This is a genomic window from Hoeflea sp., assembly GCF_039975035.1.
Classification (GTDB): Bacteria; Pseudomonadota; Alphaproteobacteria; order Rhizobiales; family Rhizobiaceae; genus Hoeflea.
In genome coordinates, this window is the sequence record NZ_JBDWHW010000148.1 from 1 (window position 1) to 19,342 (window position 19,342).

Here is a 19,342-nt window from a genome sequence, read left to right on the forward strand (position 1 = left end):
ATCTGATCGAGAACTTCTTCTGCAAACTCAAAGACTTCAAGCGCATCGCCATGCGAAGCGACAAGACAGACCGCAGCTTCCGAGCAATGATTTACGCAGTGGCAGCGACAATCAATGCAAGTTGATACTCAACAAACCCTAATGCGAGCGCTTCAAGACGTACTTGGGTTATCGCCATCCCGCACCGATCTTCCAGCAGATATCGCGGAGGACATTCGCCAAGTTCTTAGCGGCCTGACAACAACGGCGAAAGGAATAGGAGCGCTCCGAACGCACGGTGGCGATGCTCATGGGCGCGAGAGAGGGCGACGTTCGGTAGACGCGAGGATCGCCCGCCTAGCCATTCATAGCTCAAGTACCATCGCTTTATTTCTTATCGAAACATGGGAGCGCCACAACGCCACAAGAGTGAAGAACTAGCGGATCATTTTGAGATAACCAAGCCTCGAAATCGTAGCTCAAAAATAGTCGTTGCAAGAAGCTACCCTTTCGCACCAGCATTGGTGACCACTTAAGAAAACCCCACACCCATCACAACCATCCGAACCAACCCGGCCTCACCCCTCCGCCACAAAGCGGTAAACCGTCCCGTCGCGCTCCACCCTGCCTTCACCCGGTGTGGGCAGATGGTAGGCGGTCAACGCTGCCTTGTCGGAGGCAAGCCGGTCGAGCAGCCTGAGTCTGGTGGCCACACCCATCTCGGCATCCTGGTCCGAGCCGCTGGGCCAGGCGGGATGCGCGAACGAGACGGCGAAATGGGTGATCGCGTCGCCGGCGATCAATACCGGCTCGGATCCTCCATGCAGCATGAACGACATGTGCCCGGGCGTATGCCCCGCCGTATCGACCGCTTCGACGCCTGGCAGCACTTCGGCACCGGGTTCGAACAGATTGATCATGTCCTCGAGATAGGCCAGACGATTTTGCGCGCCCACGGCAAAGGTCTTGCGTTCCTCCGGCATGGCGTCGACGGTCGCCGGGTCACGCCAGAACTCCCACTCCGTGCGCCCCATGAAAAAGCGCGCATTGGGGAACACAATCTCGTCGAAGTCATCGACCAGCCCCCAGAGATGGTCAGGGTGAGCGTGGGTGAAGACAACATCCGTGATTTCTGCCGGATCAAGACCGCCTTCCGCCATGTTGTCGAGCAGTCTGCCCGCCGACGGCATGAAATTCGAACCCGAGCCGACATCGAACATGATCATCCGGTCGCCGGATTTCAGGATCGGAACATTGCAATCCGGCATCAGGCTGTCGGTGGGCAGCCCGTTGGCTTGCAGCAGCGCAACAAGTTTGTCCTGCGGTGCCTGCGGATAGGAAAAACCCAGCGGCAGCACCAGATTGCCGTCACTGACACTGCTCAGCACCACGTCCCCGGTCGCCAGTGCGTGGGCCGGCCGCAAGCCCGCAGGCAGCATTGCGGTTGCGGCAGCGGCCATGCCGGTTTGCAGCAGGCTGCGTCGCGTCAGATCAAGCAATGCCATGGTTTTTCCTCCCATATAGATTTATATGAATATTTGCCTTTGTCTTGACCCAGGTCAATGCTTGTTCTCGCAAATCAGGCAAATTGCCAGCAAGAGGGCTGCACAATGGAACTTGAATGGCTTGCCGACAGGTTCGGTGACAAAGGCGCGCTGCTGATCGGCGGCGGCATTATCGGCGCGCTGTTCGGCGCCTTCGCCCAGCAAAGCCGGTTCTGCCTGCGCGCCGCCGCCATCGAGTTCTCCCGTGGCCGGGTCGGCGGCAAGATGGCGGTCTGGCTGATTGTGTTCTCCACAGCCATCGCCGGCACGATGATCCTGGCCGAACTGGGCCTGTTCTCGGCAACCGAAACGCGCCAACTGGCCTCGCCGCAAAGCCTCTCGGGCGCAGCCCTTGGCGGATTGCTGTTCGGCGTCGGCATGGTGCTGGCGCGCGGCTGCTCGTCCCGGCTGCTGGTGCTTTCGGCCACCGGAAACCTGCGCGCCCTGCTCTCGGGGCTGGTCTTCGCCGTCGTCGCCCAGGCCAGCCTGCACGGCTTTCTCTCACCGGTGCGCGATGCGCTGGCAGCCCCCCTGACAACCCTGTCGATCGGATCGAATGATCTGCTGCTCTTGTCAGGCATTTCCGAACGAACCGCCCTCACCCTCGTCCTGATCGGCCTTGCCGCAAGCCTGGCCCTGGCGTTGTGGCGCAAGATCGGGATCTGGAAAACCATTGCCGCCTTTGCCGTCGGTGCCTGCATTCCGCTGGCCTGGTGGTTCACCAAGGCGATGACGGCCATCGCCTTCGAGCCGGTGCAACTCGAAGCGCTCAGTTTCACCGGACCGTCGGCCGATACGCTGATGCTGTTTCTGTCGCGTCCCGGTTCGATGATCGATTTCGATGTCGGCCTCGTGCCAGGCGTCTTCATCGGCGCGTTCATCGCCGCCCTGGTAACCGGAGAACTGGAGCTTCAGGGCTTCGAGGGTGGAGATTCGATGCGGCGCTATCTCGCCGGTGCGGCGATGATGGGATTTGGCGGCATGCTGGCCGGTGGCTGCGCGGTTGGCGCCGGCGTCACCGGCGCAAGCATTTTCGCGCTAACCGCCTGGGTCACCCTGTTTTCGATCTGGATCGCGGCTGCCGCCACCGACTGGGTGGTCGACCGCCGATTGCCGGCGCGACAATCGCGGTCAACCCTCCCGGTCGAGCCATCCCTGCCCGCCGGTATTCAGACCACCGAATAAACAAGGCCGCCAGGCGGGCGCTCTCCCTACATCCGGGAGTGAGCGCTATCCTGCCTGACGGCCCTGGTCTCTGCGCCCTTTGCGGGCGTCGTTTTTGGTCCCCTCTGGACCCGATCTTACTCAAGCATAAAGCGTGCCAGATTGACGGTCCGGGGAAATTCCGGACCTTGGGCCACTCTCAGCCACGCAAATGGCGCAACTGCATCTTCCATGCGCAAGCGCGGATGAGAATGCAGGCAATCGCCCAATTCCCGGGCAGGCGGAAACTCAGCCCGTGAGTCGGACGCAAGCCTCAAACGGAAACGGCATCCCGCAAACTGTCCTTGGTCAGACTCTGCCGATCACCGGCCATTTTGACTTCGCCACGCTCGATGACGCAAAACCGGTCGGCCAGTCCATAGGCAAATTCGAAATACTGCTCGACCAGCACGATCGCCATGGTTCCCTCATCGCGAAGCAGGGCGATGACGCGACCGATCTGCTGGATGATGTTGGGCTGAATGCCTTCGGTTGGCTCGTCCAGCAGCAGCAATTTGGGCCTTGTGATCAATGCCCGGGCGATGGAAAGCTGCTGCTGCTGGCCACCCGACAGATCGCCGCCGCGCCGGTTGCGCATGTCCTTGAGCACCGGAAACAGCTCATAGATATGATCCGGAATTTTCCGGTCGGATCGCGGCAGGCAGGCAAATCCGGTTTCAAGGTTCTCGGTCACCGTCAGCAGCGGAAAGATGTCACGGCCCTGCGGAACGTAGCCCACGCCTCGGGCTGCCAGTTGATGCGCCGGGATCTTGCCGATTGCCTGCCCGTCAAGGTGATACTCGCCGCCCGAACGGTGATGCACCCCGGAGATCGCCTTCAGGAGGCTGGTCTTGCCGACGCCATTGGTGCCCATCACACAGGTCACCTGCCCAACATCGGCTTTCAGCGAAATGCCGTTGAGGATCTGCGACTGGCCGTAGTGCAAAGTCAGGTTTTCGATTTCAAGCATGATCTAGCGCCCCAGATAGACGTCGATGACGTCGGAATTGGCGGTGACGTGATCAAGCGATCCTTCCGCCAGCACCGAGCCTTCGTGCAACACCGTCACCTTGCAATCGAGCCGGCGGACGAATTCCATGTCGTGCTCGACCACAACCACCGCGCGGGTTTGAGCCGCACGGCGCAACAAGTCGGTGGTGTGCTCGCGTTCACCCAGCGTCATCCCGGCCGCCGGCTCGTCGACCAACAGCAGCTTCGGGTCTTGCGCCAGCAGCATGCCGATCTCCAGCCATTGCTTCTGCCCGTGAGAAAGTTCCCCCGCCGTCCGGTCGAGTTCGCCGGAAAGGCCGATTTCCTCGGCCAGCGCCGACACCCGGTTCCCGTCTTCCACTGTCGCCCGATACGCCAGCACCGCAAACGGAAGCCGGTCGTTGCTCAGCGCCATCATCAAATTGTCGCGCACGCTTTGCGCCTCGAACACCGTGGGACGCTGGAATTTGCGGCCGACACCGGCGCGCGCGATCTGGCTTTCGGACAGCCTGAGCAGATCAAGCTGCGGCTCTCCAAACCGGACCCGGCCTTCATTGGGCCTGGTCTTGCCGGTGACGATATCCATAAATGTGGTCTTGCCCGCCCCGTTCGGCCCAATGATGGCGCGCAACTCCTGACCGCCGATTTCAAACGACAGGTTGTTGATCGCCTTGAAGCCGTCGAACGACACCGAAATCGAGGTTACTTCCAGAAGCGAAGTCACGACGCATCCTTTCTGACCAGTCTGTCAAACAGCCCGCCAATGCCCTTGGGCATGAACAGCGTCACCAGCACGAAACCAAGCCCGAGCAGCACCTGCCACCAGTCGACCCAGTCAATGGTGTAGAACCCAAGCGGAATGCTCGGCGCCTGCCCGCCGGTGAACCAGGATGACAACAGCGATACGGTCGCAGCGCCAATGACCGCGCCATAGAGCCTTCCGCGTCCGCCAATCGCCACCCAGACAGCCAGATAGATTGATGCGATGGGGGCGATTTCCGCCGGATTGATGATACCCGCCTGCGGATAGTAAAGCGCGCCGGCAATGGCTGCGATCACCGCAGTCAGCGTGAACACCACCAGCTTGTAGGTCTCCACCGGATAGCCCATGAAACGGATGCGCGCCTCGTCATCGCGGATCGCCCGGATCACATTGCCGAACTTGCCCGAGACCACCCAGGCCGCGACGAAATATCCGATGCCGAGCGCCAGCGCCGAGGCCAGGAAAAACCACACCGAAACCACCGATTGCGGGACATCGGTCAGGCCGGGAATGTTCTGCAATCCCGACAGGCCATTGTTGCCGCGCAGGCCGCTGTCGTTCTGAAACAGATAGAGCGACAGCGCCAATGTCATCGCCTGGGTCAGGATCGACAGGTACACCCCGGTCACGCGGCTGCGGAACGCCAGCCAGCCGAACACCAGCGCCAGCAGCCCCGGGACCAGCACCACCAGCGCCAGTTGCGCATAGAGGCTGTCGGCGAAATACCAGACCACTGGTGTTTGCGAGCCGCCGACCACGCCAAATATCTGGCTGCCGATTGCCTCCGTGATCTCTTCCGGTAACGGCGGCAGTTCAGCGCCGGCAAGCGAGGCAATGACAATATCCTTGGTCCGCTCATACATCAGCCACATGCCGATCATGTAGCCGCCGAGCCCGAAGAAGGCGAAGTGGCCGAGCGACAGGATCCCGCAATAGCCCCAGACCAGATCCATGGCGATGGCGATCAGGCACAGGCAAAGCGTCTTGCCAAGAATCTTGATCATGCTGGTTGACACCAGCCCGAGGCCAAAGCCTTCTGACAGAACCACCATTGCGATGGTGAACACCGCAAGCAGCCCGATGAAGACCAGCACCGAAGGCTGCCTGACAAACAGGGAACGCTGCATGGCCTAATCCCCCGCCGCACGGCCCTTGAGCGCAATGATGCCCTTGGGTCTGAACTGAATGAAAATGATGATGAAGATGATCATGTAAGTCTGCGCTGCGAGTGTGTTGGACGGATTGAAGAACTCGATCACCTTCTGCAACGAGCCGATCATGCCCGCGCCCGCCAGCGTGCCCCAGATATTGCCGACACCGCCGACCACCACGGTCATGAAGCTTTGCACGATGTAGCCCGAACCAAGTTCGGACGTGACCTTGGCAAACAGTCCGATGGCAACGCCTGCGATGCCGGCAATGCCTGACCCAAGGCCAAAGGTCAGCATGTTGATCCGGTCCGGGTTGATCCCCATCGACGAGGCCATCCGCGGATTTTGCGTCACCGCCCTGACTTCCAGCCCGAGCCGAGTACGATTGAGGATGAACAGCAACAGCCCGAGAAACACCAGCGCCAGAACGAAGATCGCGATCCGGATATAGCTGATCGACACGACGTCGTTGTACACCCACGCGCCATCGAGCCAGGACGGAGATGTCAACGGCCGCGCCTGGGTGCCGAAAATGTTCTTGGCGATCTGCTGCAGCGCGATGGATATGCCGAAGGTCGCAAGCAATGTTTCCAACGGCCGATGCGCCAGGTGACGGATCACCAGCCGTTCCAGCGCCACCCCGGCCAGGAACGCGACGGCGAAGGCCAACGGCAGCGCCACGATGATCGAGACGGTGTAGTCGGGAATGATCTGCTGAACGACATAGCCTGTATAGGCACCGATCATGATGAACTCGCCATGCGCCATGTTGATCACGCCCATCACACCAAAGGTGATGGCAAGCCCGATGGCCGCGAGAAAATAGATCGACGCCAGCGACAGGCTGTCCAGCACCAGATCCAGAAACTGGTAGATCCCGACTGTGTTGCCGATATCCGCCAGGGTTTCCCGCGCAGCCGTCGTCAGGGCTGGATCGGGTTCGGCGTAAACCTGTGCAAATACATGGCTGGTCACTGCTTCGCTCTGCTCGTCAACGGTTACCAGAGGCGGTACCGTTCCAGCCGCCGCAAGCGCCAGATAGGCTTTGTCGCGGTCCGCTTGCGTGACAAGACTGGACACCGGCATACCAGCCACCGCGCCATCCTGAATATTGTCGACGAGCGCCTGCTTGCGTTCAGACAGCGGCACGGCCGACCGCGCCTTGCCCGCATCGACCAGCAGTTGATAGGCGGCGGCCATATCGATGTCCCTGCCCGGTTTGAGCAGCTTCGCCACATTAACGCCTTCAGGGGCAGCATCGAAAACCGCGACACTGGTGGCCAGCAACGGATTGAGCGCCGCCCGGGCATCCACGCCGGGGTCTCCGGCAAAACTTTTGATCGCGGCAACGCGCGTGGCCTGATCGGAACCGAACTTGATGGTCAGCAGCCGTTGCAGCCGCTTCTTCCTGATCTTGATGGCCGGATCAGTCTCTTCTTCGATCGCAGCCCTGAGAATGCTCAGATGTGATTGATTGGCGTCACGTTCCAGCGCGGTCAGCGCCTGCAGACGGCGCTCCGGATCCGGATCGGACAGCTGGAATTGCACAAGGGCTGCGGCAATGACGCCACGCACACCGCTGTTGGGCTTGAGATTTTTCAGCTCGCTCTTGTCGGCCAACCCGGCTTGCAAACCGGTGTCGACATCTATCAGCCTCAACTTGCCGTCGTCCGCCTCCCCGACAAAAAAGAAGCGTCCGTCGGCATTGCGTTGCCAAACCTCCTTCTCGCGCCATTTCTCGAGAAACACTGCGACGCCGGGCAATCTGCTTGCAACCAGCTCCTCAAGCACCGGATCAATGGTGGTACGCGAGGGTTTTTCGATCTTGGCACGGTGGATTTCGAGAAGCGTATTGAGATCAGCCTCCTGTGCATGGACAGGCACAAGCGCAATCACAGCGGCAATCAGGACATAGAGAATGCGGAGCATGGGAAATCAAAACCGGTTGGAAAGGCGGAAGGGGGCCACGCGGCCCCCTTCCCTTCAACAGATCAATAATTGGAATTGAGCTGTACGCAGGTTTCGGTGTCGGTGTTGTACATGCCGCATTTCAGATCGATCCAGTCCGATTCCAGCACCTTGGATTCGGGCAGGAAGTCGGTCCAGGCATCGCCGGCAACCGGTTCGGTCTGACTGACGATATCGAACTGGCCATCCGCCTGGATCTCACCGATCAGAACCGGCTTTGTCAGGTGGTGGTTAGGCAGCATTTCAGCCATTGTACCCGTCAGGTTCGGGGCTTTCTGCCCGACAACCGCTGCAGCAACCGCATCAACATCAGTGGTGCCTGCGGCTTCAACCGCCTGAACCCACATGTTGAAGCCGATATAGGTGGCTTCCATCGGGTCGTTGGTCACGCGTTCTTCGCCGGCGAATGCCTTCCATTCCTTGATGAATTCGGCATTGACCGGAACGTCGGCTGACTCGAAGTAGTTCCAGGCCGCGAGGTGTCCGACCAGGTTGGTAGTGTCGAGACCAGAAAGTTCTTCCTCACCCACCGAGAAAGCCACCACGGGAATGTCGTCCGCCGAAATACCGGCAGCGGCAAGCTCTTTGTAAAAGCCGATATTGGCGTCGCCATTGATGGTCGAGATCACGCCGACCTTCTTGCCATCGGCGCCAAGGGCAACCACGTCAGCAACAATCTTGGACCAGTCGGAATGGCCGAACGGGGTGTAGTTGACGAAAATGTCCTCGGCGGCAATGCCCTTGTCTTTGAGATATTGCTCGAGGATCTTGTTGGTCGTGCGCGGATAGACATAGTCGGTGCCCAGAAGCGCGAATTTTTCAACGCCGAGCTCTTCCAGAAAGTAATCTGTGGCGGGAATTGCCTGCTGATTTGGCGCGGCACCGGTGTAGAAAACGTTCTTCGAGGATTCTTCGCCCTCGTACTGAACCGGGTAGAACAGCAAGCCGTTGAGTTCTTCGATTACCGGCAGCACCGACTTGCGCGACACCGAGGTCCAACAGCCGAACATCACGTCGACCTTGTCGACGGTGAGCAGTTCACGCGCCTTTTCAGCAAACAGCGGCCAGTCCGAAGCAGGATCGACAACAACCGCCTCAAGCTTCTTGCCGAGCACGCCTCCCTTGGCGTTCTGCTGCTCGATCAGCATCAGGACAGTGTCCTTCAGTGTTGTTTCCGAGATTGCCATTGTTCCCGAAAGGGAGTGCAGCACACCGACCTTGATGGTGTCCTCCGCGGCATATGCCGAGTGGGTCAAAATACTTGAAGTAAGAAATGCTGCCGCCCCTGCGATCTGCAATTTGGTGGTAATCTTCATGTCAGCCTCCGTGCTGTTGGTGTCCACGGAGTTGTTCAATGCAAGCGCCTTGCCAGTTGCGTTGCACGCAAGTTCTCAGGGGCTTAACAAGGTATTGCGACAAAGCCAGGCAAAGGGCGCCCTAATTACGTCGCGATAATTGCCTATATTTTTTGCGGTGAAGTCACATTTTTGTGCACCGCAATAACTTTCGAGGGAATGTCGTACTGCCGCCTGCAATTCACTGTTGAATGCTTCATCCCCAGGGTGGGCTTGCGCACAGGCATTATTTCGCTTCTTATGGTCCCGGAGTGAAGTCATGACTGACTTTTGCACCACCTCGCAACAAGGAGCTCCGTCGTATCCATGAGCGTACCTCTTTTCTTGCTGGCCGCGCTGGCGGCTTTGTTTTCATTTCTGGCGCCTGCGATGGCATCCACCTGGTTAAAGACCGGCAAGGAAACCTCGCGGCCCTATGGCCATGTCGAATACTGCACCCGCAACGCTTCCGATTGCCGCGGGCGCTCCTCCGCCAAATTGCCGCCCGCCCGCCTGGGTGTGTTGAACAACGTCAATCTGGCGGTGAACCGCGCCATCAAGCCCACATCGGACAAGATTGCTTTCGGGCGCAGGGAGTTCTGGACGGCCAGGGCGCGATCTGGGGATTGCGAGGATTATGCGCTGACCAAACGCGCCAAACTGCTGCGCAAGGGGTACAAGTCATCGCAACTGCTGCTGACGATGGGCTATAATGGCAACGAAGCCCACACGGTGCTGGTGGTCAGAACGCGGGATGGCGACTATGTCCTCGACAATCTTGATAACAGCGTTCAACCGGTCCAGTCGGCGCGCATGAGCTTTCTCAAGATTCAATCGCCTCAACATGGCGGCCGCTGGCTGCGCGTTACCGGCAAGACCGGAAAGGCGCCATGAAGCCTGCCCTGAGCGGGCAACAGCTGTAACTGCACATGGTGAATGCGGCCGGTTTTACCGCGGCGCTCCTGCTCGCCCCATACGGCAAATAGGCAGTGGTTGCGGGTACGGGCTGTGCTAAGGCTGTCTGCTTCTATCCATTGAACGGCCAGCAGACTGCCGGAGGACATTTCGATCATGGCTTTCCGTTTCATCCACACCGCCGATATCCATCTCGATTCACCGCTTCGCTCGCTGGCGCTGCGCAATCCCGAGCTTGCCGAGCTGATCGGATCGGCGACGCGTCAGGCGTTCAGCCGCGTCATCGATCTGTGCATTGATGAACGCGTCGACGCGCTGTTGATTGCCGGTGATCTTTATGACGGCGACCAGACCTCGATGAAGACCGCCCGCTTTCTGGCCGGCGAACTCGGACGTCTGGCAAAGGCCGGCATCGGCGCTTTCATCATCCGCGGCAACCATGACGCCTTGTCCCGCATCTCCCGTGAACTGGTGCTGCCGGATCTGGTCAAGCTGTTTGGCGGACGACCCGAACATGTGCTGATCGACCGCGGCCCGGGAGAAAAACCCGTCGCCATCCATGGCTTGAGCTTCGCCCAGCCAACAGCGCCCGAAAGCCTGCTGCCGAAATACCGGCAGGCAATCCCCGATGCGATCAACATCGGCATCATGCACACCAGTCTTGGCGGCGCCGAAGGTCATGACGCTTATGCACCGTGCAGCCCGGCCGAATTGCAGGCCACCGGTTTCCACTATTGGGCGCTCGGACATATCCACAAGCGCTCGGTGACCACACGTCCCGATTCCACAGGCGCCATCGTCATGCCCGGCATGCCGCAGGGGCGCGACATCAATGAGGATGGCGCCAAATCGGTGACCCTTGTGTCGATCGCTGAGGACGGCGCGGTAAACCTTGAGGAACGGCACACATCGCTGGCCGAATTTGCCCGTGTCTCGATAAATGCCGAAGGCCTGACAGAGTGGAGTGATCTGGCCGGCGCGATGACCACCGCGCTGAAGCAGGCCCGCGACCAATCCGCTTCGCCCGAACTTGTTGTCCGTCTGGCGATCTCCGGCGCCACGCCACTGGCCTGGCGCATGCGCCGCGACTCCGACCTGCTGCTGACCGAGGCCGAGGAGCGCGCCGCCCAAACCGGCGCCGTCTGGATTGAAAAGCTCGACATCGACTGCACGCCGCCAAAAGCCGCAGCCACATCGTCAAGCGACCCTTTGCATGAACTGCGTGCGCTGATGGACAGCGCCATTCTCGGCTCGGACGGGTATGGAACCGCACTCGCAGGTCTCGCCGAGACGCTGCAGGCGCAGCTTCCCGCCGATCTTCGCGATCTCTTCGGAACGGATGAGGCTGCAACCCGCTCGCGGCTTTCCCGGTTAGCGCGCGAGGGAGCCGATGACGTGCTGGCCCGCCTCCAGGCAGCTTCGGGATCGGGGAGCGAGCCGTCCTGATGCGCCTCAACCGTCTCGATCTCACCCGCTACGGCAAGTTTACCGACCATGTCATCGATTTCGGTCCGCGCCCGCAAACCGGTGCGGATCTGCACATCATCTACGGCCCCAATGAAGCCGGCAAATCCACCCTGTTCAACGGCTGGCTCGACCTGCTGTTCGGCATCGGTACGCAAAGCAGCTACAATTTCCTGCACCCCTACCCCAATATGCAGATTGGCGCGGTGATCGACTTCGAAGGTGAAACCCGCGAATTCATTCGCCGCAAGCGTTCGCAAGGCAGCCTGTTTGATGGTCTTGATCAACCGGTTTCCGAGGGAGCCCTGCTCGCCGGTCTTGGCGGGCTGGACCGGGACAGCTACCGAACCATGTTTTCGCTCGATGACGAGACCCTGGAACAGGGCGGCGAAAGCATCCTCGCCAGCCGGGGCGATCTTGGCGAACTGCTGTTTTCAGCAAGCGCAGGTCTCGGGGAACTGTCGCAACGGCTTGCGCGGATTCGCGGCGAGACCGAGGAATTCTACAAATACAGGGCCCGCTCGGGGCGGCTCGCCGAGTTGAAATCGGAATTGACCACGCTGAAGGCCGAGCGCGACCGGCTCGACACCCAGGCCAGTGAATTTGCCCGTCTGACCAAGGCTCATGACGAGGCCAGCCAGCGTCACGCCGAGACGAGTTCCGAACGCAAGAAGATCGCCACCCGGCTTGGAGCCATCGACCGGTTTATGGCCGCGCTGCCGCGTCTGGGTGAACTCGAGACGCTTTATCAGCAGATCGAACCATTGGCCGGCTTGCCAGATGTGGCCCCTGAATGGCGTGAGCAGATTCGCGAGTTGCGTGACGATGATGCAGCGCTTCAGGCCAGCGGTGCTGCCTTGAAGGCGGAAATCGATCGTCTGACATCGGACCTCGACGCCATCTGTGTTGATCCCCGGATTCTCACGCTTCAGGACCGCATGACGCAACTCGACAGATTGCGGACTCGCCATAATGCGGCCGAGGAAGACCTGCCCGAGCGCCGGGCGGCGCTGGCGCGCACGCAAGGTCGCATCAAGCAACTGCTCATGCAGCTTGGCCGGCCCGGTGAAGCTCGGCCCGAAAGCCTTCTTCTTGACACGGCCGCGACCACCTCACTGCGCGAACTCATAGACGCGCGCACCAGCCTCGATGTGCGTCTGGCAACGGCCACGCGCGAAGCCGCGGACGCAAGCGCGGTCCGCGATGAATTGCAGGCACAATTGCGCGATGCAGGCGGAGAGTTCGAGGCACTGGAGCGAGAGCAAAGGCAGAGCCGGATCGCGGCGCTGTCCCGCCTCGTCAACACCATTCCTGGTGAAGATCACGGGCTTCGGCAACAGGCCGCCCAACGCGCCATTCCGCAGGCGCGGGAGAAATGCCAAGCCCGCCTCAGATCGCTCGCTCCCTGGCAAGGCGACATCGCCGCTTTGGAAGCCGTGATGCCACCGTCTGCCGATACTCTGCGCAAGTGGAAGACCGACGTTGACGAGTTGAACCGGAAGCTCGCCACCGCCGACGATGACATTGCCCGCCTCAGCCTTGCTCTCACGAGGCATGAGGCTGAAACCGCCGCGATCGTCCAAACCCGGAACCTGCCCTCGGCCGAAGCCGCGGATGCCTTGCGGACCGCCCGCGACGAAGCCTGGGCTCTGCACAAGTCCAGTCTGGATGCCCGGTCAGCCAACAGCTTTGAATCGGCAATGCAGGCGTTTGATGCAGCCACCGACAAACGCGCGAGCCACCAGGCCGATGTGGCCAAGCTCAATGAAACCACAGTGCAGATCGCGGTTGTCCGCACCGAACTCGACGCGGCGATGCTGTCAAAATCACGGCTGGAAAGCGCCCGGACGGAACTTTTGGACCGGATCACTGCATCTGTGAGCGCAATGTCACCCACACTCCCCGTCGACATGACGCCGGACGGGATCGAGGATTGGCTGATCCGCAGGGAGCAGGCGCTGGAAGCCCACAGGGAACTGAGCGAACATCTCCGCCAGCTTGAATTGGCCGAGCAGGACCGCCGGTCCGCGACTGAGCGTCTGCTGCAGGCACTGGCACCACTCGACAAGACCCTCTCTCGGGACAACGATCTGCAATCGCTTTTGGCCGGCGCTCAGGATCTTCTGGCCCGCGAATCGAAGCTGGAAGCGCACCGCCAGCAGGCCGCGCAGCAAGAGCGCGCATTCAAAAAGCGTGAACTGGATTTGCGCAATGCCCGGGAAGAACTTCAGGCCTGGCTGCTTGCCTGGAAAGACGCCTGTGCCGGCAACTGGCTGGTCGAAACGGACCGGGTGCCCACGGCAGCCGAAATCCGCGAGGTGCTGCCGATGCTGGGTGAGTTGGGCGCCGCGCTGCATGATCGCGCCGGTCTCGCCGACCGCATCGTCAAGATGGAGCAGGACCAGGCCGATTACGCCGCCAGCCTTCACGACGTCGCCACACAGGCCGGGATCGAAACCGAAGCGACTTCCCTCCCCGCCATTGCGCGGGAGTTGAGCAACCGGGTGGCTGCGGCCGACAAGGCCAGATCGCGGCACGCCGACATCGCAGCCCAGATTGAAGAGGCGCTGACGCGCCAGCGTTCCCATTCGGAAAAACTGGCTGCTCACCAGCAGATCAAGGATCAGATGCTGGCCGCTCTTCAGGCTGAAACGCTCACCGATGCGGCCCTTTGCGTTGATCGGGCCCTGGAGAGAAAAGCCCTCTGCGGACGCGTTGACGAGATCAGGCAGCAAATCCGGGAAAGCCTTGGCCTGGGCTCGTTTGATGAGGCCAGGGTGCAACTGGCCCAGGCCGATGGCGAAGCCTTGAACGCGGAGAAGCAGGAGCTTGAACTGAGCTTCGAAACGCTTGACGCCGATGTGCAGGAACTTTATGCGGAGCGCACCCGTACCGCTGGAGAACTTGCCGCTGTCGGCGGTGACGACGCGGTCGCGCGTATCGAACAACAGCGTCAGACAATCGTGCTTTCGATCGCTGACGGCGCCGAGCGCTATCTCAGGCTGTCAGCCGGAATCCTGGCAATGGAACAGGCGCTCACGCTTTACCGCGAGCGCCACCGCTCCTCGATGATGGCGCGCGCCTCCAACGCCGTCCGCACCATCAGCCGCGGCAGATATACCGGCCTCGCTTCCCAACCCGACAAGGGCCGCGAATTGCTGATCGCCATCCAGAACGACGGCTCTTCCAAACAGGCGGCGGAAATGTCCAAGGGCGCCCGGTTCCAGTTGTATCTGGCCTTGCGGGTCGCAGGCTTTCATGAATTTGCCGAAACCCGGCAACCCGTGCCGTTCGTGGCCGACGACATCATGGAGACCTTCGATGACTTCCGCGCAGAAGAAACATTCCGGCTGTTCTCCGAGATGGCCGGCGTAGGCCAGGTGATCTATCTGACCCATCACCGCCATCTGTGCGACATTGCCAGATCAGTCTGTCCGGACGTCAAGATCCACGAACTGACAGCGTAATTCTGCACCGCGGTCGGTTTTTTCGCACTTGCGAACAGGCTGTGCTTGGCATCCGCGACATATGCCTGTATCGAAGCCGCACTTTAGTTGACCCGTTCATGGGTCGAATTCCATGCAAGCAGCCAGGACATCGGGCCGGATAAAAACGTTGCCTTGATCCCGTGCGCAAGGCTCGCATGATTAAAAACTCCTTTCACCGGACAGGACGCCAACTCTCCATGATCTCGTTCAACAGCTACTTCACGCAATGGACCGGCAACATCCGCGGCGACATCCTTTCAGGTCTCGTCGTGGCTCTTGCCCTGATCCCCGAGGCCATCGCCTTCTCGATCATCGCCGGCGTCGACCCCAAGGTCGGCCTTTACGCCTCGTTCTCGATTGCGGTCATCACCGCGATTGTCGGCGGCAGGCCGGGGATGATTTCGGCTGCGACAGCCGCGACCGCAGTGCTGATGGTCACGCTGGTCAAGCAACACGGGCTTGAGTATCTGCTGGCCGCCACTGTGCTCGCAGGTCTGATCCAGATCCTGGCAGGCATTGCCAAACTTGGCTACGTCATGCGCTTCGTCTCCAAGTCGGTGATGACCGGCTTCGTCAACGCGCTGGCGATCCTGATCTTCATGGCGCAACTGCCCGAACTCATCGGCGTGCCCTGGCTGACTTACGTGATGGTCGCCGCCGGTCTCGGCATCATCTACCTGTTTCCGCTGATCACCACCGCCATCCCCTCGCCGCTGGTCACCATTATCGTGCTCACCGCGCTGACAATCTTCTTTGGCTTCGACGTGCGCACAGTGGGCGACATGGGCGCGCTGCCCGACACATTGCCGGTGTTTCTGATCCCGCAGATTCCGCTGACGCTGGAAACGCTGTGGATCATCCTGCCCTATTCGGTCGCGGTTGCCGCGGTCGGCCTGCTCGAATCCCTGATGACCCAGACCATCGTCGACGATCTCACCGACACCACCTCCAACCGCAACATGGAATGCGTCGGACAGGGCATCGCCAACACCGCCACCGGTTTCATCGGCGGCATGGCCGGTTGCGCCATGATCGGGCAGTCGATCATCAACGTCAAATCCGGTGGACGCGGGCGGCTTTCCACCTTCGTCGCCGGCGCCATGCTGCTGTTCTTCATCGTGGTGCTGGGCGACTGGGTCGCGCAAATTCCGATGGCGGCGCTTGTCGCGATCATGATCATGGTCTCCATCGGCACATTCTCCTGGTCCTCGATCAAGAACCTGCGCACCCACCCGCGCTCGTCATCGGTGGTGATGCTGGCAACCGTGCTGTTCGTCGTCTTCACCCACAACCTCGCCATTGGCGTGCTGGTCGGCGTGCTGCTGTCGGGCCTGTTCTTCGCCTGGAAGATAGCGCAATTGTTCGGTGTCAGGTCAACGCTGTCGGAAGATGGCCGGACCCGGACCTACATTGTCGAGGGCCAGTTGTTTTTCGCCTCCGCCGATGATTTCATGCGCAGCTTCGACTTCAAGGAGCTTCTGGAAACGGTCGTCATCGATGTTTCCCGCGCCCACATCTGGGATATTTCAAGCGTCGCCGCGCTCGACATGGCGGTGATGAAGTTCCGCCGCGATGGCGCGACGGTGGAGATCATCGGAATGAATGAAGCATCTGAAACCATCGTTGACCGGCTTGCCATCCATGACAAGCCCGGCGCCATGGACCAGTTGATATCGCACTGAGGGAGGACCCGATCATGACCAACATCCTTTTGGCCCTTGTCGACGGGTCTGCCTATTCCCGCAGCGTCTGCGATCATGCGGTCTGGGCATCCAGCCGGATGAACGCCGAAGTCGACCTGCTGCATGTTCTCGACCGTTTGACCGGCTCGTCGAAATCCAACCTGTCCGGCGCGATCACCCTGGGCGCGCGCACAGCGCTTCTCGAGGAACTGGCGACGCTTGACGAACAGCGCGCAAAACTGTTGCAGCAAAAAGGCCGCGCCATCCTTGATGACGCCCGCTCGATCATCGAGGCCGGCGGACAGAAGGTCGCCGGCGCGCATCTCAGGCATGGCGAGCTGGTCGAGACCGTGATCGAGCAGGAAGGCCCCGCCAGCATGATCATGATCGGCAAGCGCGGCGAAGAGGCCGATTTCGCCAGTCTGCGGCTGGGCTCGCACCTCGAGCGGTTCATCCGCGCCAGCCACAAGCCGGTGTTTGTCGCATCCCGCGCCTTCAAGCCGATCGACACGGTGATCGTCGCCTATGATGGCGGCGCGTCGAGCCAGCGCGTGGTCGATCATATCGCCCGCAACCCGCTGTTTACCGGCTTGACCATCGATGTCGTCACCGTCGGCCAGCGCAACCGGGAGACGGAAAAAGCCCTGGACAACGCCAGAGCCGTGCTCGAAGCTGCCGGATTGAACGTGAAAACCTCGATCATCGCCGGTCAGCCGGATGTAGCTCTCGGCGAGCGCGTCGAGCAAACCGGCGCCTGCCTCGTCGCCATGGGCGCCTACGGCCACTCGCGCATCCGCAGCTTCGTCATCGGCTCGACCACATCCGAAATGCTGCGGAGCTGCAAGGCGCCTGTGCTGCTGATGCGGTGATCGGTGACTGCGCGTAGCCGCCGGCTGGGAGTTGGTGGAGAAGGCAAGCAGTTTGCTGGCGATTTGTCATTGGTCCGAATGGTGGTTTCGGCCCTTAGCTGCCCTTCGTGCCATACGACTCGGACGGCGGCATTGAGCCCAACCTTCGTATTCGGCGGTGCGTAGCAAAGGTCTACTTTTCGAACTATTCATTGTTTTTCGCTTTGGTCGTCATTGGGACAGGTTTGTGGACAGCCACCCCGGCCATAACTAGCACGACGCCCAGAACGTCTATCGCGCTTGGATTTTGGCGCAGCACAATGACACCGATGATCGTTGCCGTGGCGGGCAGCAATGCCAGCAAGAAAGCAAAGCTGGCACGCGGCAATCGCGACATGGCGAGTTGATCACAGACATAAGGGATCACCGACGAACAGATGCCCACGGCGATCCCGGCCAGCACCAGCAGCGGCGCGCCGAACGCTTCGAGCGCCTGCATGAAGCCAATAGGCATGACGAAAATGAACGCCGCCATCATCGCGGCTCCAAGGCGCTTTACGCCGCCGGATGCACCGCCTTCGGAAATCTTGTGTCCGAGGATGATGTAGAGGACGAACAGAGAGCCGTTCAGCACCGCCCAGAATAGGCCCAACAGGTCAGATGTGAGCACGTCCCCGTCTGCGGCCAAAAGGGTTGGCACGTCGATCAAGAGTGCAACACCGATGATCGCAACAACCAAGGCCAGATAATTGCGCCCCGTTCGCAAGCCCCAAAGCGCGATGCCGATGGTGCCGACGAACTCGATGGCTGCAACAAGGGCAATCGGAAGCCTGTCGAGCGCAAGATAGAATGAACTGTTCATAATCGCGAGACAGGCCCCGAGGGCGAGTAAAAGCACACGCTCCCGGTTGCTGGAATTCTTGAAGGTGCGCCATGGCTTCGTGATCGGCGCGAAGACCAGTGCCGCCGAAGCAATACGGAACCACGCAACACCAAGAACCCCGACAACGGGAAACAGGAGAACGGCAAAAGCCGGACCGAGATAGTGGAAAACGGCAGAGACGCCAAACCATGCGTGAGGGGGAACGGCCTCGGACATGAGTGACATGGCTCCGTGGGCGTTTACTGGGGCGGGGTTTGAAGGGGGTTGTTTTCTCATGCAGATATAATGCAAGGTATTTATGCTTGATAATATGGAGGTCAAATATGCCAGTTGCGGAATTGAGGCTAAATAAGAAGGAGTTTTTGAGTAAAAACCGTCGATCCGAAGAAACCGGACTTGACGCCATCGACGCGGCAATTCTGCGCGAGTTGTGTGCAGACGCGCGTATTCCCCGTGCAGAGCTGTCCCGGCGCGTGAGCCTGTCTGCGCCGAGTGTTGCGGAACGTGTTCGACGCCTTGAGGACGTAGGCATTATCACTGGCTATGGCGCACGGATCGATCCCGCACGTCTTGGTTACGGCCTCACGATCCTGATCCGAGCACGACCTCTGCCCGGTGAAATGAACAACATGATCGAGGCGATCCAAGGGACGCCGCAGATTGTCGCCTGCGACCGTGTGTCTGGTGAGGATTGCTTTGTTGCGCGAGCGCATGTCCACGACGTCGCAGAGATGGAAGCCGTAATCGATCGGATAGTACCATTTGGCGCGACGAACTCTTCTATCGTTCAGTCTTCACCAGTGGAAGAACGTTTGATCGAGCTATAAGGCGTCACCACCCCAAAAGCAGTCATCGGCGCAGGTGCAGCCAATTCACACTTTGTCCGTCCAGCCGCCATTCGCGCAAACCGCAACAAACGGCCGCTCCCCGCCCGAAGTTGCCAAATCCTCCTTGGCGCTATCGGCCCTTTGCTGTCTTTGATTGGGTCAGTTTTCCGTAAGCGGTGTGCCCCTCGCACATCGACAAACTTAGATGGTCGAGGATTAGGGTCTACTTGGACGGCTGCTGCGCCAAAAGCCTATGGCAGATCACCGGCGTAAACGAAGCACAGCTTGTTCCCTTCGGGATCG

14 protein-coding genes and 2 pseudogenes are annotated in these 19,342 nt (G+C 60.3%); 9 read left to right on the forward strand and 7 right to left on the reverse strand.

What is annotated here, in order from left to right; translation table 11 throughout:
* Window positions 1-125 (forward strand): annotated as a pseudogene (locus ABJN75_RS12910) (transposase); the annotation flags it as partial.
* Window positions 126-147: 22 nt separating this feature from the next.
* Window positions 148-420, forward strand: a pseudogene (locus ABJN75_RS12915) (abortive infection family protein); the annotation flags it as partial.
* A 137-nt stretch (window positions 421-557) separates the two neighbouring features.
* Here the strand turns inward: ABJN75_RS12915 and ABJN75_RS12920 are convergent.
* The gene (locus tag ABJN75_RS12920) at window positions 558-1,484 is read right to left on the reverse strand and encodes an MBL fold metallo-hydrolase (RefSeq protein WP_348440003.1); all 927 of its coding nucleotides are present in this window, start codon (window positions 1,482-1,484) and stop codon (window positions 558-560) included.
* Window positions 1,485-1,589: 105 nt separating this feature from the next.
* Between ABJN75_RS12920 and ABJN75_RS12925 the strand changes: the two genes are divergently transcribed.
* Entirely contained in the window at window positions 1,590-2,708 is a 1,119-nt protein-coding gene (locus ABJN75_RS12925) for a YeeE/YedE family protein (RefSeq protein ID WP_348440004.1), read from the forward strand.
* Window positions 2,709-3,000: 292 nt separating this feature from the next.
* Here ABJN75_RS12925 and urtE read toward each other — a convergent pair whose 3' ends face one another.
* The 5 genes from urtE to urtA all read right to left on the reverse strand — a co-directional run bounded on the left by urtE (window position 3,001) and on the right by urtA (window position 8,914).
* Complete coding sequence (gene urtE / locus ABJN75_RS12930) at window positions 3,001-3,696, reverse strand: urea ABC transporter ATP-binding subunit UrtE (RefSeq protein WP_348440005.1); 696 nt, start codon at window positions 3,694-3,696, stop codon at window positions 3,001-3,003.
* A gap of 3 nt (window positions 3,697-3,699) precedes the next feature.
* Window positions 3,700-4,440 carry an urea ABC transporter ATP-binding protein UrtD gene (gene urtD, locus ABJN75_RS12935; protein ID WP_348440006.1) on the reverse strand — a complete coding sequence of 247 codons (741 nt, stop codon included), beginning with the start codon at window positions 4,438-4,440 and terminating at the stop codon, window positions 3,700-3,702.
* Window positions 4,437-5,606, reverse strand: coding sequence for an urea ABC transporter permease subunit UrtC (urtC, locus tag ABJN75_RS12940; protein ID WP_348440007.1), 1,170 nt, complete (start codon window positions 5,604-5,606; stop codon window positions 4,437-4,439). The genes urtD and urtC overlap by 4 nt, the downstream gene beginning before the upstream one ends.
* Window positions 5,607-5,609: 3 nt before the next feature.
* Window positions 5,610-7,559: an urea ABC transporter permease subunit UrtB gene (gene urtB / locus ABJN75_RS12945; RefSeq protein WP_348440008.1), complete on the reverse strand. Its 1,950-nt coding sequence runs from the start codon at window positions 7,557-7,559 to the stop codon at window positions 5,610-5,612.
* Window positions 7,560-7,621: 62 nt separating this feature from the next.
* On the reverse strand, window positions 7,622-8,914 hold the full coding sequence (urtA, locus tag ABJN75_RS12950; RefSeq protein ID WP_348440009.1) for an urea ABC transporter substrate-binding protein: 1,293 nt from the start codon (window positions 8,912-8,914) through the stop codon (window positions 7,622-7,624).
* A 345-nt stretch (window positions 8,915-9,259) separates the two neighbouring features.
* On the opposite strand from urtA, the gene ABJN75_RS12955 reads away from it, so the two are divergent.
* The 5 genes from ABJN75_RS12955 (at window position 9,260) to ABJN75_RS12975 (ending at window position 17,350) form a co-directional block, all read left to right on the forward strand.
* Complete coding sequence (locus ABJN75_RS12955) at window positions 9,260-9,826, forward strand: transglutaminase-like cysteine peptidase (RefSeq protein ID WP_348440010.1); 567 nt, start codon at window positions 9,260-9,262, stop codon at window positions 9,824-9,826.
* Window positions 9,827-10,003: 177 nt separating this feature from the next.
* Complete coding sequence (locus ABJN75_RS12960) at window positions 10,004-11,293, forward strand: DNA repair exonuclease (protein ID WP_348440011.1); 1,290 nt, start codon at window positions 10,004-10,006, stop codon at window positions 11,291-11,293.
* Window positions 11,293-14,778, forward strand: a complete 3,486-nt coding sequence (locus ABJN75_RS12965) for an AAA family ATPase (protein WP_348440012.1) — start codon at window positions 11,293-11,295, stop codon at window positions 14,776-14,778. The genes ABJN75_RS12960 and ABJN75_RS12965 overlap by 1 nt, the downstream gene beginning before the upstream one ends.
* 218 nt (window positions 14,779-14,996) lie before the next feature.
* Complete coding sequence (locus ABJN75_RS12970; RefSeq protein ID WP_348440013.1) at window positions 14,997-16,481, forward strand: SulP family inorganic anion transporter; 1,485 nt, start codon at window positions 14,997-14,999, stop codon at window positions 16,479-16,481.
* A gap of 14 nt (window positions 16,482-16,495) precedes the next feature.
* Complete coding sequence (locus ABJN75_RS12975; protein ID WP_348440014.1) at window positions 16,496-17,350, forward strand: universal stress protein; 855 nt, start codon at window positions 16,496-16,498, stop codon at window positions 17,348-17,350.
* A gap of 184 nt (window positions 17,351-17,534) precedes the next feature.
* Here ABJN75_RS12975 and ABJN75_RS12980 read toward each other — a convergent pair whose 3' ends face one another.
* Window positions 17,535-18,428 carry an EamA family transporter gene (locus ABJN75_RS12980; RefSeq protein WP_348440015.1) on the reverse strand — a complete coding sequence of 298 codons (894 nt, stop codon included), beginning with the start codon at window positions 18,426-18,428 and terminating at the stop codon, window positions 17,535-17,537.
* A gap of 107 nt (window positions 18,429-18,535) precedes the next feature.
* Here ABJN75_RS12980 and ABJN75_RS12985 point away from each other — a divergent pair, with 107 nt between their 5' ends.
* Entirely contained in the window at window positions 18,536-19,039 is a 504-nt protein-coding gene (locus ABJN75_RS12985; RefSeq protein WP_348440016.1) for an Lrp/AsnC family transcriptional regulator, read from the forward strand.
* The last annotated feature ends 303 nt before the right edge of the window (window positions 19,040-19,342 follow it).

Excerpts from the sequence above, each read along its gene's own strand:
- ABJN75_RS12985 (WP_348440016.1), top strand. The coding sequence starts at position 18,536 with ATGCCAGTTGCGGAATTGAGGCTAAATAAGAAGGAGTTTTTGAGTAAA.
- urtE (WP_348440005.1), bottom strand. The coding sequence starts at position 3,696 with ATGCTTGAAATCGAAAACCTGACTTTGCACTACGGCCAGTCGCAGATC.
- ABJN75_RS12925 (WP_348440004.1), top strand. The coding sequence starts at position 1,590 with ATGGAACTTGAATGGCTTGCCGACAGGTTCGGTGACAAAGGCGCGCTG.
- urtA (WP_348440009.1), bottom strand. The coding sequence starts at position 8,914 with ATGAAGATTACCACCAAATTGCAGATCGCAGGGGCGGCAGCATTTCTT.
- ABJN75_RS12975 (WP_348440014.1), top strand. The coding sequence starts at position 16,496 with ATGACCAACATCCTTTTGGCCCTTGTCGACGGGTCTGCCTATTCCCGC.
- ABJN75_RS12965 (WP_348440012.1), top strand. The coding sequence starts at position 11,293 with ATGCGCCTCAACCGTCTCGATCTCACCCGCTACGGCAAGTTTACCGAC.
- ABJN75_RS12970 (WP_348440013.1), top strand. The coding sequence starts at position 14,997 with ATGATCTCGTTCAACAGCTACTTCACGCAATGGACCGGCAACATCCGC.
- ABJN75_RS12955 (WP_348440010.1), top strand. The coding sequence starts at position 9,260 with ATGAGCGTACCTCTTTTCTTGCTGGCCGCGCTGGCGGCTTTGTTTTCA.
- ABJN75_RS12960 (WP_348440011.1), top strand. The coding sequence starts at position 10,004 with ATGGCTTTCCGTTTCATCCACACCGCCGATATCCATCTCGATTCACCG.
- urtB (WP_348440008.1), bottom strand. The coding sequence starts at position 7,559 with ATGCTCCGCATTCTCTATGTCCTGATTGCCGCTGTGATTGCGCTTGTG.
- ABJN75_RS12920 (WP_348440003.1), bottom strand. The coding sequence starts at position 1,484 with ATGGCATTGCTTGATCTGACGCGACGCAGCCTGCTGCAAACCGGCATG.
- ABJN75_RS12980 (WP_348440015.1), bottom strand. The coding sequence starts at position 18,428 with ATGTCCGAGGCCGTTCCCCCTCACGCATGGTTTGGCGTCTCTGCCGTT.
- urtC (WP_348440007.1), bottom strand. The coding sequence starts at position 5,606 with ATGCAGCGTTCCCTGTTTGTCAGGCAGCCTTCGGTGCTGGTCTTCATC.